Origin of the sequence: Neolewinella aquimaris (assembly GCF_014197245.1) — a bacterium.
Lineage (GTDB): Bacteria > Bacteroidota > Bacteroidia > Chitinophagales > Saprospiraceae > Neolewinella > Neolewinella aquimaris.
On the sequence record NZ_JACIFF010000006.1, the window covers coordinates 67488 to 80365 of the forward strand.

Sequence of the window (12878 nt, forward strand, 5' to 3'; positions counted from 1 at the left end):
CCGACGACCCATGAAACAGACCATCCTACACTACCTGCTTTCGGCCTGCGTCGTCGTACTCATGACCGCCTGCGGTGCCGACTACCTCGACATCAACGACAACCCCAACGTAGCCACCCGCCCGCCGCTCGACGGTCTGCTGGCCAGTGCCTCCTATAACACGGCGCAGAACCAATTCCGGGTCAGTAACGGCCACGCCGCTTACTACGTCCAGTACCTCGCCAGTCCGAATGAGGGCAACACCACCGATACCTACCTGGAGATCAGTAACGGGATTGCCTGGGGCGAACTCTACGATGTGATGACCGACCTTGACGACCTCATCCGCTTCGGACAGGAGGACGGCCTCGGCCGCCACGTCGCCATCGCCAAGGTCCTTATGGCCATCAATCTGGGGCTGGTCGTCGATAACTGGGGCAATGCGCCCTTCTCGGATGCCTTCTCCGGTGAGACGTTGCGCCCCACTTACGACAGTGCCGAAGACCTCTACGCCACCATTTTCCGTCTGCTGAACGAAGCCACTTCTGAGCTGGCCGCCGCCGCAGATGCCCCGGACGTACGTAGCGGCAGCGATTTTGTCTACGACGGCGATCTCGAATTGTGGACCCGCGCCGCCGCATCCCTGCGCGCCCGTTACCTGAATCACCTCAGCGAAACTTCCCAGTACGACCCCTCCGCGGTGCTGGCCGCCGTGGATGCCGGCTTCACCGGTCCCGAACAGGATGCCGCCGTAACCAGCTTCACGGTGCGCAACCCCTGGGCCCAGGTGGCGGACAACAACGCCAACCTGCTTCTCGGTGGGTGGCTCTCCGAACAGTTCATCGATGCACTGAACGGGACAACGTACGGTACGGAGGATCCCCGGCTGCCCCTGCTTACGAACCGCAACGACGACGGTGAATTCGTAGGTACGCCCAACGGTGCCGGTCGCCAGGGAGACGGTACCAAAACGCTGGAATCCTACCTGGTACTCGACGGAGCCTTCTCCATGGAGTCCAGTCCCCTCAACATCATCACTTACGCCGAGCTCAAATTCATCGAAGCCGAGGCCGCCCTCGCCGCCGGAAACCAGGAACGTGCCAATGAGGCTTTCGCGGAAGGCGTAAGGACCAGCATGTCCCAGATCGGGGTGGATGACCAGTCCGCCACCGACTACATTGCGGCCGAATACGGGTCGGACGACGTGACGCGCGACGACATCTTCCGGGAAAAGTATGTAGCAATCTTCCTCAGCCCCGAGACCTGGGTCGATGCCCGCCGCTACGATTACGCTTACGCGGACTTCGAGTTGGCCGAAAACGCCGCCCTTAACACCTTTCCCGTCCGCATCCAGTACCCCAATACGGAAACCGACCGCAACGCCGCTAACGTACCCGTGGTCACCATGACGGACCCCATCTTCTGGGATCAGTAGGGCGGGGGCGCAGGAGCAATGAAAAAAAGGGGCGGTGCTACTATATTTTCGCCGCATGAAATACGGTCTCTTAGTTCTCCTCCTCCTACTGGTAGTCGGCTGCAGCCGGCGGGCCCAACCCTACGACTTTCCCCGGCCGGTGGACACGACCGATCACCCGATCACCGAACAAGTGAAGCGGTCGTACGCCTTTGACGACGGTAGCCTGACCTTCGACAACCAGTTCGACGGTGCCCGACTAAATAAGTTGGAGCGGCTGAACGACAGCACCTTCGTAGCGACGATTCAACCCGAAAATGCGCCCATTAATCCGAGTCCGTGGTACGCCATGCGCATTGTATCCGACCGCAACCGGGAGCTTACCGTTCGACTGGCCTACCCGCCCGAGACCCGCCACCGGTACTTTCCCAAGGTAAGCCGGGATAGGGATGCATGGATGCCGGTAGATAGCAGCCGGCTCACTTACAACACCGACAGCACCGGACTGTCCGTGCGGCTGACGGTAGCAGCGGGGGAAACATTCCTAGCCGGTCAGGAGATCGTCAGTAGTCGTGACGTGATGGGGTGGTTATCGACCTTCCGCCAATCGTACGTACGGATCGATGAAGCAGGAAAAAGCCATCTCGGTCGTGCCATACCCGTCATGCGCCTGAGTGCCGAGAACCGCTACGCAAAGCGGCCGATGATCGTGCTGTTCAGCCGGCAACATCCGCCGGAGGTGACGGGGTACCTGGCGCTACAGGCCTTCGTCAAAGGCATCGTCGATCATCCCCGGGTGGAAGAATTTCTGCACCGGTACCAGTTGCTCGTTTTCCCGATCCTGAATCCGGATGGCGTAGACCTGGGACACTGGCGGCACAACGCCGGTGGCATCGATTCCAATCGCGACTGGGCCTACTACAACCAGCCCGAAGCCCGGCAGGTAGCCGATTACGTAGTGCGCAAGGCGAAGAAAAATGAAGCCCAGGTCATACTGGGTATGGATTTTCACTCTACCTACCACGACGTGTACTACACCTTTGACGATGACACACCGCCCTCCGTGCTTCCGGGCTTCACGGACGCCTGGCTGCGCGGAATTGAGGATCGGATCGGAAACGGCTTCAGGGTGAATGAAGAACCGCGACCACTAGGACCACCGACGACTTCCGGTTGGTTCAAAACCCAGTTCAACGCCGAAGCCATCACCTACGAAATCGGCGACGATACGGACCGGGAATTCGTAAAGCAGAAAGGACGCGCCTCCGCGGACGCCATGATCGACGTACTCCTGGCGCGCTAGCCCTGTCGTCGGTGTCGTCGGTGTCGTCGGTGTCGTCGGCCGACCGAGGCACGAGGCTCGTCCGCCGACTAAACGGACTAAGCTAACTAGGCGGATCAGGCCGTACTCGGCGGACGACTTGGAGTCGGCCGACGAGCAGCCGACGAGCAGCCGACGAGCGGCCGACGAGCGAAATTTCATTGCTCCCGCGTCCCCGCCCAAAAACCGTATCTTTAGCTCCGTAGATCAATGTAACGCAAATGGCAACTTATAACCTTACCGTAAACGGCACTCCACGCAGCGTGGAAGCCGAACCCGACATGCCCCTCTTGTGGGTGCTACGCGATGAACTTGGACTGGTCGGCACTAAATACGGCTGCGGCATTGGCGCCTGTGGGGCCTGTACGGTCCACCTTGATGGAATTGCGATGCGCTCCTGCTCCCTGCCCGTCGGACAGTTGGATGGAGAAGCGATCACGACCATCGAAGGACTCAGCGAGAACGGAGATCATCCGGTACAACTGGCGTGGCTGGAGCACGACGTGCCTCAGTGCGGCTACTGCCAGGCCGGCCAGATGATGAGCGCCGCCTCCCTGCTCGGCAACAGCCCCGGTGCCGACGACGCCGAGATAAGTGCCTCGATGAGCGGTAACATCTGCCGTTGCGGAACCTATACCCGAATCCACGCCGCCGTGAAAACGGCCGCCAAAAAAATGAGCTAAGATGTCAGTGCAACATACTTCCCGCCGTTCCTTCCTCAAGGTCTCGGCCGCCACGGGCGGAGGGCTCATGCTCGGCCTGAGTTGGCTGACCTCCTGCGAAAGCGATAAGGCCAACAAGGCCGATCCCGAATTACAGATGCCCGCAGAGTGGGTGACGGTCAACGCTTTCCTGAAAATTGGCGACAACGGTGTAGTCACCATTATGTCGCCTAACCCCGAGATCGGGCAGAACGTCAAGACCTCCATGCCGATGATCGTAGCCGAAGAGCTCGACGTGGACTGGAAAAACGTGATCGTAGAGCAAGCCGGCCTGGATACCGAAAACTACACCCGTCAGTTGGCCGGGGGCAGTCAGTCCATCCGCCACGGGTGGGAACCCCTGCGCAAGACCGGCGCCATGGCCCGTTACCTGCTCGTAGCCGCCGCCGCCCAGCAACTGGAAGTCGATGCGAGCGAATTGCGCACCGAGAACGGCGTGATCTACCACGACGGCAGCGACCGCAGCCTCGGTTACGGAGAGGTAGCCAGCCTGGCTGCTACCCTTACTCCGCCCGAGGAAGTAACCCTTAAAGATCCGGCCGACTTCAAAATCATCGGCCACGGCAAGAAAAATGTCGATGCCCGCAAGATCGTTAAGGGCGAGCCACTGTACGGCCTCGATGTGCAACGGGAGGGAATGATGTACGCCGCCATCGTGCACCCGCCCGCTTTCGGACTGAAGCTTAAATCGGTCGACGATACGGAGGCCCGCAGCATGCCGGGTATTCACGACGTAGTCACCATCGATGCCCGCCCGGAAGGGGTAGAGCAACAGTGGTCTGACGTGAATGCCTTTCCCCAGCTCGTAGCCGTCGTAGGCAACAATACCTGGCGGGTGCTGCAGGCGAAAAAAGCCCTCAAGATCGAGTGGGAAAGCGACAGCGCACCGGAGTCCACTGCCGGCCACCGGAGTGCCCTGGAAGACCTACTCAACGACGGAAAGGCCGAGGAGGCCCGGCGCGACGGTGATCCCGAAGCCGCCTTCGCCAGTGCCGCGACCGTGGTGGAACGCTCCTATTCTGCGCCCTTCCTGCCCCACAACACCATGGAGCCCATGAACTTCTTCGCCCACGTGACGGAGGATAAGGCGGAACTGGTGGGACCGATCCAAACGCCGGAGTTCTTGCGTAAAACCGTGAGTGCCCTGCTGAATATGCCGGAAGAGAAGATCGACATCATGATGACCCGAATGGGTGGTGGCTTCGGTCGCCGGCTTTACGGAAACTTCGGCGTGGAAGCCGTCCTGATCAGTAAGGCCGCCGGCGGCATCCCGGTAAAGTTGGTTTACTCCCGCGAGGACGATATGACCCAGGGTACCTACCGCCCCGAATATCTGGTGCGCTACCGCGCCGGACTGGACGAGGACGGTAAGCTCATCGCCTTTCACGTACGGGGAACGGGAGCTAACGAAAGCCCGGTGTTTGCCAACCGCTTTCCGGCGGGTACGGTAGACAACTACCTGGCCGAGAACCTCAGCATCGAAACGAACGTCTCTACCGGAGCCTGGAGAGCGCCGCGGTCCAACTTCATCGCCGGTGCCGAGCAGGCTTTCCTGGACGAGGTGGCCGAGGCTGCCGGCAAGGACCCGATCGAGTTTCGCCTCGAACTGTTTGAGCGGGCCAAAACCGATCCGGTCGGGGAAGACAACGATTACGACGCCGAGCGCTATGCCGGCGTGCTGGAACTGGTTCGCGATAAGTCGGGCTGGAATACGAACGACGACAAGCGCGGTGTCGCGGCCTATTACTGTCACAACTCCTACGTCGCTCAGGTACTCGAACTCGAAATGAAGGGCAGTGAGCCACGGGTGACCGAAGTGCACTGCGCCGTCGACTGCGGCATCGTGGTCAATCCCGAAGGGGCGCTCAACCAGATTCAGGGAGGCATCATCGACGGCATCGGCCACGCCCTCTACGGCGCGGTGACGTTTACCGACGGCAAGCCCGACCAGCAGAATTTCGACACCTACCGGCTCATCCGTCATGCGGAGGCACCGCAGTCGATCCACACTCACTTCGTGGACAACGGCATCGCGCCTACCGGACTCGGCGAGCCCTCCCTGCCGCCCGTCATCGGAGCACTTGCCAATGCCATCTACCGGGCTTCTGGAGAGCGGGTGTACGAGCAGCCCTTCGCCAAGCCACGCGAGCTGAAGGGGTAATTGACACAGCCTTAACACAGTACGGTTTACCGGTGGGCGGCCCGCGTTTATCTTTACCGGATGAAAACAAACCACCACGCCCATACCCGCTTCAGCGATGGCGTAGGTGAGCCGGCAGACTACGTAAGGCAGGCCCTCACCGAAGGCCTCACCAGCTACGGTTTCAGTGACCACGCGCCCATACCATCGGGCGATATCGGGTCCATGAAGCTGCACGAACTGGGGGAATATGGCAAGGAAATCGACCGCCTCCGCGACCTTCACGCGCACGAGATCACGCTACACAAAAGCCTGGAGGTAGACTACCTTCCAGGAGTGATGAACGTCAATAGCCCACACATTTTGGCTGCCGGGCTCGATTACACCATCGGTGCCGTTCACTACGTCGGTTACCTCAGTGAGGGCGAACCCTGGAGCTTTCAGCGGCCCAACCCGGTGTTCGAGCGCGGGATCAGCACCATCTTCGGTGATAGCCCCCGCCGCATGGTCGAGCGGTACTACGCCCTGGTCCGGGAAATGGTGGAATTGCACCCACCCGACGTCGTCGCCCACCTCGATCGCATTAAGCGCCGCAACGTGAACGGAGCGTACTGGGACGAGCACGCCGACTGGTACGTCGCCGCGGTGGAAGAAACACTGGATGCCATCGCCGGTGCCGACCTGATCATGGAGGTAAATACGCGGGGCATCTACCTGAACGAGATCAGCGATACGTATCCGAGCTACTGGATCGTGCGCCGGGCCCATGCGCGTGGCATTAAATTGCAGGTAAACTCGGACGCCCACCAACCCCGCCACATCGTGGGTGGTTTTCGGGAGACTTACGCCGGCTTGCGATCGCTGGGCGTGGAAGCCGTCTGGGAGTTCAAAGACGGCGGCTTCCGACCCGCCGAACTACTGGTCACGTCGCCATCGTAGCCCGTCGCCGCAGGGTGCCCCGCTGCCCGGTCGCCTGGAGTACCCCGGCGTCGCCGGAATCGATCTCGGCGGCGTTCCCCTCATCCGTGTCGATGTGCATCTCCAGTTTATAGTCGGGTGATACCCGGATAAGCACGTTCCCGAACGTGAGCCCCCGCTCGGCATCGTTCACGGTCACTTCCACCGTGTCGCGATCCTGCACGCCAAACCGCTCGGCGTCGGTGGGCGTCATGTGAATGTGTCGCCACGCGCAGATCAGGCCGTCTTCCAGATCCACCGAACCCTGAGGCCCGAGCAATTGGCAACCCGGGGTATTCTCAACTTTCCCGGATTCCCGCACCGGGGCGTCTACGCCGAGGAAGAACTCGTCGGTCCGCGATATCTCAATCTGATCGACCGAGCGCAGGGGGCCGAGTATCCGCACCCGCTCGATCCGGTTGCGGGGACCGACCACCGTCACCGTCTCCTCGGCGGCGAACTGGCCCGGCTGAGAAAGCCACTTCTTGACGGTCAGTTCGTAGCCGGGGCCGTAGAGCTGATCCAAGGTTTCCCGTGTCAAGTGACAGTGGCGGGCCGAAACGGCAATGGGGATACTGGGTAGGGTATTAACCTCATCCTCGTTGCGGAGCAGTTTGGCGCAATCACGGGCGATGGCCAACTGCTCGTCCGTACGAATGGCCAGCAGTTTCACGCGGCTGTGGCTCCGGCTGAAGTCGACGACGTCCTCCGTGACGGTAAGTTGTGCGGAGTGATTTTTATCCTCGTCGATCACGGCTCCCAGGTAATCGAGTCGTTGGGCGGCCCGGTGTCGCACGATGCTGCTGTTTTCACCGATACCGCCGGTGAAGATGATGGCGTCGACGCCCCCCATTACGGCCGCGTAGGCCCCGATGTACTTGCGCAGGCGGTGGGTGAATACCTGCAGCGCAAGCTGGCAATCGGGATCTCCGGCCGTTGATTGCTCCAGGATGTGGCGCATGTCGTGACCGGCACCGGAAAGACCGGCCAGCCCACTCTCACGGTTCAGCAATTTATCGATCTCGTGTGGTTCCAGACCGGTCTTTCGGTGGAGGTAGGCCGGTATGCCCGGATCGAGGTCGCCGGAGCGAGTGCCCATCACCAAACCTTCCAGCGGCGTCATGCCCATGCTGGTCTCAATACTGCGACCGAACTCGATGGCCGTCACGCTGCACCCGTTGCCGAGGTGGCAACTGATGAGACGAAGATTGCGGTAATCGTCCCGGAGGAAGGTCGCCGCCCGCCCCGCCACGTAGCGGTGGCTCAGGCCGTGAAATCCGTACCGCCGGATATCGTATTCCCGGATAAGGTCGCGGGGGAGGGCGTAAGTTTGGGCGCGGCGCGGCAAGCTGTGGTGGAAGGCCGTGTCAAACGCGGCAAAGTGGGCAAGGTCGGGCCACAACTCCCGGGCGAGCCGGATTGCGGCCAGGTGGACGGGATTGTGAAGGGGGGCGAGATCGCTAAGCGCTTCGATTTTTTCCTCTACTGCTTCGTTGAGGCGGACCGCCCCGTCGAAGTCAGCGCCCCCGTGCACGACGCGGTGACCCACGCCCGAGAGAGAAATGCCCCTGACCTTCTCCCTTAGTTGCAGCATGAACGGGTGCATTTTAGTCCGGTGGTCGCTACTGCCGGCGGGCAAATCGGCCGTAAGTTCGGTGAGGCGTTCCCCCGTGGCTGCGTCGATTACGGCGGCTTTAAGGGACGAGCTGCCGGCGTTAATGACGAGAACGTGCATACGGGGAGGGGTTTGGGGGCTTTAACCGGCGATGCGGGGCGCACGTTCGCTGGCGACCGGAATGAAAAAGGCCCCGCCGGCGCATAGTGCCGGCGGGGCCCGAGGGAATCAATCGCGGATCGGACTATAACTTCACCAGGCGGGTGCTTACGGTGTAGCCATTTTCGTTGCTTACGTTGATCAGGTAAACTCCGCCCACCAGGTCACCTACGTTCAGGCTGGTCTGACCAGTGTCTGCTACAGTCAGCTGACGGAGAACCCGACCGGTGAGGTCGCGCACTTCGACCCGAATCTGCTCGGCCCCACCCGCAACAAGGATGGGATTAACGCCGGTGAGGATGGAGGGATTCAGGTCCCAGGTCAGGGTCACTTCGCGTGCGTTCGTCGGATTGGGAAAGATGCCGACTTCCCGATCCGTGGTACCGGCAAGGCGAGCGGTCCGGCCGCTACCTTCCGCCCAGGCGGACACCGCTCCGCCCGCACAGGCCGAACGTACGCGGTAGGTATAGGTGACGTTCTTGCTAACGTTGACGGAAGCGGAGGTGCCACTTACCGATCCGGAAGCATACAGGCTGTTGCCGTCATATATTTCCACGGCGTAGGTCTGCGCACCGCTGGCGGCATTCCAGGAGATGGTCAGTTGGCGTCCGCCCTTGCCGCGGGAGCTGCCCAATCCGGTAGGCGCGTCACAGTCGCCGGCGGTGGGAGGCTCGGTGGGTGGCGGCGGCGGTGGGGTAGTGCCGTCGCAGGCTGCGGACATGAGTTCCGGACGGGCGGAGGAGATTGCTGCCCACATCCGGTCCTTCTGGCCGGAAGTGAAGAGGTTCATGCAACCGTCGTCGGAGTAGTCCATGTAATTCTGGAACATATCGGGCAGGTCGCCGCCGCTGTTCTTCCCCTTGGGCTTGCAACTGTTGGGTCCGGGGTAGGTGCAGCCTCCTCCGGTGTAGTTGGGACCGCCGGCGCTGGGCGTGTCCGCTACGAAATCATCGACGTTGCAGCCGCCGTCGCCCCAGATGTGGCGGAGGTTGAGCCAGTGGCCAACTTCGTGGGTAGCGGTACGCCCTAGATTGAAGGGAGCCGTAGCGGTACCGGTGGTGCCGACGTAACGATAGTCCAGCACGATGCCATCGGTTGCGGCCGGGCCTCCGGGAAACTGGGCATACCCGAGGATGCCCCCGCCGATCTCGCAGATCCATACGTTGAGCGCCTGAGTGGGCGTGATGGCATCCGACCCGCCCGTGCTGGAAGATTTCACGTCGTCGTTCGTCCCGAAACTGCTCCGGGTAGTCGACTTACGAATGGTTTGGGTGAGGCAGAACTCGATTTCGGTATCCGCCGCTACGCCCTGAAAATCAGCAGGGGTGTTGCTGCGGTCGCCGTTGAGCCGACGGAAATCGTCGTTGAGTACCGCGATCTGACTGGCGATCTGGGCGTCGGAGATGTTCTCTGTACTATTGCCGTACACCACGTGCACGATGACCGGAACGGTAAGGATGCCCCCGGAGAAGGCCTTTTCCAGCTGGATGTCGTACTGCTCGGTAAACCGCTCGATGCGCTCGAGTTGGAGTTCGCGGATGGGGTCCTGGAGAATCTGTTGTTGGAGGTACTCCATGGAGCCGCAGTTGCGCTGGGCGTACACGAAGTTGCCTACGACCATGAGGCCGATAAGGAGTAAAAGTCTCGATTTCATAGAGAGAAGGGTTGGTTAGGGTGTCAGATGACGGCCCCAAAATACCCTGCGAAATTCTAATAAATCAGCAAATGGCCCGATTTTATTTTGGTAAAAACCCGTTAGTGCCGTCAAACTGGACGAAAAATACCCGGGTGCCCCCGCTTAATTTCGTACGGCAACCCCTACCATAGAGTCCGCGGTACCGTAGTATAAAAACCACTTGTCCTTAAAGTAGACCAGCCCTTCGATGAAGGTAGTGCCCGATGCGTACTGTCCGGTCATTTCGTGGGGAAGGGACGGGCAAATGAAGGGTTCTTCCATCCGGTCGATCAGCTTGGTGGGGTCCTCGGCACTGAAGAGCGCCTGTCCGCCGCAGTAAGCGCCGGGGCCGGTGTCCATATAGCGGAGCGAATCGGCCATTTCGTTTTTTCCGTTGTAGAGCACGAGGATTCCCGCATCGGTAAGCAGGGCAGGGGGGCCGGGCTCACTGAGGCCACTGTCGAACGTGCCGGGGCGGCGGGGTAGGGGATCATAGAGAGTGGAATCCGGGTTCAGCACGGGCGTCCAGTCGAGTAGGTTGTCGCTGTACGCCAGACCGACCACCGCGTCTCCCCAGTACATCCAGTACTTTCCGTTTACGGGAGTGGCGACCAGGTGGCCGTCGGCATCGAGCTTACACACGACGGAGCCGGATTTCGACCAGGTGTCGTGAAATTTTCCCCCGTAGGCATCCTGGAAAACGGGGCCGTGCTTTTGCCAGGTCAGCAAATCGTCGGAGGTAGCGGAGCACAGGCGGGCGACGTCCTGGTTCCAACCGGTGTAGAGCATCAGGTAGGTACCGTCTTCCAGTTCCACCACGCGGGGGTCCTCGCAGCCTCCGGGTTCCTCGAATTCCTGGTTGTTGTCGCGGGCGGGGTAAAGGACGGGTTCGGGCCGGCGTTCGAAGTGGATGCCGTCCGCGCTGGCCGCCAGCCCGATGCGGCTGGTACGCCGCCCCAGGATGGCCCGCGGATTGTCTTCGGCACGAAACAGCAGGTAGACGCTATCGCCCCTTACTACGGCCCCAGGATTAAACACATCCGCGCGCTGCCACCTAACCGTCTGTTCGGTAATGGGATCGAGGAAGGTGTAGGTGCTGTCGGCCTGTAGGATTGGATTTTCCGCCGGCTTCTCGAAACCGGTGAGCCACGGACTGACTGTAGTGGTGGTAGTGCTGTTGCTTCCGGGAGGGTTTTCCGTTCGGCACGCTACGAGGCAGAGGAACAGCAGTGGAAGCAGTGTAGATAGTTTCATACTAATGGCGGTTAGGGGACAAGTTTAACACTTTATCGACCAAACCCTTCCGGGAGGCTTCCGTATTGTATGTAATTTGCGGCCCTTAAGGCATATTGGTTTTCATGACCCAGGTTTTATGTCTGCCTTGTTTCCACTTTAGAAAGCTATGAACTTCACACACTACTTCTATTGGTCGGCGACGACCCTCCTTTTTTTGTTTACCCCCATCCTTTCGGCGCAACCCTGCGGAGCGATAAATAGCCAAGTCTCTACGGACGATGTCCTCTTCGCCGTAGAGGCCGGAAGCGAAGGCACAAATCTGGCACTGGGATACCAAACCGGCCCCGTCGTCACTTTCCCCCTAAGCGATCGGGTGGAAAGTACGAGCCCGAGAACCACCAAGATATACCGTACCAACGCCGCGACGACTCCCGAAAGCTGCATCGCGGTAGACCGTTCGGGTGAAACGTACAATACACGCTACGATGTGTTTCGACTCACCCCAAACCGGAGCGGCAGGGTCACCTTCAGCAAGGATCCCGGATCGCAGGATTCGCTGCAGTTCACCATTTTTCGGGACACTTTTGCGTCCGACGACGGTTGCGGCCCCAACTGGGTAGCCTCCAGCTTCACCACGGCGGGCGGGGGGATAAATCGGCTCCAACTGACGATAGATATGGTGCTCGGCACGACGTACTACCTCATGGTCTCTCCCTTCACCGGAGGGCAGATCAATTACCCGCTCCCCTACACCATTAACGTCTCCGATCCCTCCGGGGGCACGCCGCCCACCATGTACGCCGGGGAAAATTTCGTTGTAGAAGATGATTTTGCCGCTAACTACGACTACATCTATCTCGCCGCCGATACGGAGGGAGAGGTCATCAGAGAAGTCAGTAAGACCGGCGATTTTACCGGCTTGCCCGCCGGGAGTTACGACGTCATCGGCGTCAACTACGATACTCTGCTCGTACAGGAGGAATCATTCATCAGCGAAACAACCACCGATATTCAGACCGACGGGGATGGTAATCCGGTATGTCTGCAGCTGAGCGGCAACGCCCTGTCCCTCAGCGTGGTCGAAGCCGTTGCTGCCCCGGTGGAGTGGCTTAGTTTGCGCGGCGAAATTCAGGCCACGGTGGTCAAACTTTTTTGGGAAGTAGCTTCGGAAACGGAAAACGACTATTTCCGTATCGAGCGTTCCCCGGACGGGAAAACCTGGACCGATCTGGGTGAAGTGGCCGGAAACGGAACGACGCAGGTATATGCCGCCTTCGAGTTTACCGATCCTCACCCGCGGGGTGGGAATACCCTATACCGACTCGTGCAGGTCGACTTCGACGGCACGGAGCACCTGAGTACGGTAGTGGAGGTTGACTGGAAAAAACCGACGGGCGGCAAGCTCATCACTTACCCCAATCCCTTTAGTGACCAATTGACGGTAGAACTTCCCGAAGATGCTCCCTTAACTATACCCCGGCTGTTCGATCTTCAGGGGAAGGAGGTTACCGAATTGATAGAACTTCGTGAACTCGGCAAGCGTCGGGCCGTCATTGGCACCGCTGGCCTTGCTCGGGGGATGTACCTCCTGCGTTGGGGGGAGAACGAGCTTAGAATCGTCAAGGGGTGATCCCAAATGGTTTGTTAATGTTAATTCATT

Annotated in this window: 9 protein-coding genes; 6 read left to right on the forward strand and 3 right to left on the reverse strand. The window is 60.1% G+C overall.

From position 1 onward, the window contains the following. Nucleotides 1-10 precede the first annotated feature (10 nt). The 5 genes from GGR28_RS11990 (at nt 11) to GGR28_RS12010 (ending at nt 6515) form a co-directional block, all read left to right on the forward strand. On the forward strand, nt 11-1414 hold the full coding sequence (locus GGR28_RS11990; protein WP_183496044.1) for a SusD/RagB family nutrient-binding outer membrane lipoprotein: 1404 nt from the start codon (nt 11-13) through the stop codon (nt 1412-1414). Between the two features lie 55 nt (nt 1415-1469). Then, complete coding sequence (locus GGR28_RS11995) at nt 1470-2696, forward strand: M14 family metallopeptidase (RefSeq protein WP_183496045.1); 1227 nt, start codon at nt 1470-1472, stop codon at nt 2694-2696. A gap of 239 nt (nt 2697-2935) precedes the next feature. Then, the gene (locus tag GGR28_RS12000; RefSeq protein WP_183496046.1) at nt 2936-3397 is read left to right on the forward strand and encodes a (2Fe-2S)-binding protein; all 462 of its coding nucleotides are present in this window, start codon (nt 2936-2938) and stop codon (nt 3395-3397) included. Nucleotide 3398: 1 nt separating this feature from the next. Further along, a complete protein-coding gene (locus GGR28_RS12005; protein WP_183496047.1) occupies nt 3399-5597 on the forward strand; it encodes a xanthine dehydrogenase family protein molybdopterin-binding subunit in 2199 nt (732 codons plus the stop codon). Between the two features lie 60 nt (nt 5598-5657). Beyond that, complete coding sequence (locus GGR28_RS12010) at nt 5658-6515, forward strand: histidinol-phosphatase (protein WP_183496048.1); 858 nt, start codon at nt 5658-5660, stop codon at nt 6513-6515. Here the strand turns inward: GGR28_RS12010 and GGR28_RS12015 are convergent. The 3 genes from GGR28_RS12015 to GGR28_RS12025 form a co-directional block, all read right to left on the reverse strand. After that, complete coding sequence (locus GGR28_RS12015; RefSeq protein WP_183496049.1) at nt 6499-8268, reverse strand: acetate/propionate family kinase; 1770 nt, start codon at nt 8266-8268, stop codon at nt 6499-6501. The two genes, GGR28_RS12010 and GGR28_RS12015, sit on opposite strands and share 17 nt — an antisense overlap. A 124-nt stretch (nt 8269-8392) precedes the next feature. Continuing rightward, nucleotides 8393-9961 carry a M43 family zinc metalloprotease gene (locus GGR28_RS12020; RefSeq protein WP_183496050.1) on the reverse strand — a complete coding sequence of 523 codons (1569 nt, stop codon included), beginning with the start codon at nt 9959-9961 and terminating at the stop codon, nt 8393-8395. A 144-nt stretch (nt 9962-10105) separates the two neighbouring features. Next, complete coding sequence (locus tag GGR28_RS12025; RefSeq protein ID WP_183496051.1) at nt 10106-11236, reverse strand: glycoside hydrolase family 130 protein; 1131 nt, start codon at nt 11234-11236, stop codon at nt 10106-10108. Between the two features lie 148 nt (nt 11237-11384). Here GGR28_RS12025 and GGR28_RS12030 point away from each other — a divergent pair, with 148 nt between their 5' ends. Then, entirely contained in the window at nt 11385-12848 is a 1464-nt protein-coding gene (locus GGR28_RS12030; protein WP_183496052.1) for a T9SS type A sorting domain-containing protein, read from the forward strand. Nucleotides 12849-12878: the final 30 nt, after the last annotated feature.

What these genes read in the sequence shown, in the direction of transcription:
- GGR28_RS11990 (WP_183496044.1), top strand. Translation starts at nt 11, where the DNA reads ATGAAACAGACCATCCTACACTACCTGCTTTCGGCCTGCGTCGTCGTA.
- GGR28_RS11995 (WP_183496045.1), top strand. Translation starts at nt 1,470, where the DNA reads ATGAAATACGGTCTCTTAGTTCTCCTCCTCCTACTGGTAGTCGGCTGC.
- GGR28_RS12000 (WP_183496046.1), top strand. Translation starts at nt 2,936, where the DNA reads ATGGCAACTTATAACCTTACCGTAAACGGCACTCCACGCAGCGTGGAA.
- GGR28_RS12005 (WP_183496047.1), top strand. Translation starts at nt 3,399, where the DNA reads ATGTCAGTGCAACATACTTCCCGCCGTTCCTTCCTCAAGGTCTCGGCC.
- GGR28_RS12010 (WP_183496048.1), top strand. Translation starts at nt 5,658, where the DNA reads ATGAAAACAAACCACCACGCCCATACCCGCTTCAGCGATGGCGTAGGT.
- GGR28_RS12015 (WP_183496049.1), bottom strand. Translation starts at nt 8,268, where the DNA reads ATGCACGTTCTCGTCATTAACGCCGGCAGCTCGTCCCTTAAAGCCGCC.
- GGR28_RS12020 (WP_183496050.1), bottom strand. Translation starts at nt 9,961, where the DNA reads ATGAAATCGAGACTTTTACTCCTTATCGGCCTCATGGTCGTAGGCAAC.
- GGR28_RS12025 (WP_183496051.1), bottom strand. Translation starts at nt 11,236, where the DNA reads ATGAAACTATCTACACTGCTTCCACTGCTGTTCCTCTGCCTCGTAGCG.
- GGR28_RS12030 (WP_183496052.1), top strand. Translation starts at nt 11,385, where the DNA reads ATGAACTTCACACACTACTTCTATTGGTCGGCGACGACCCTCCTTTTT.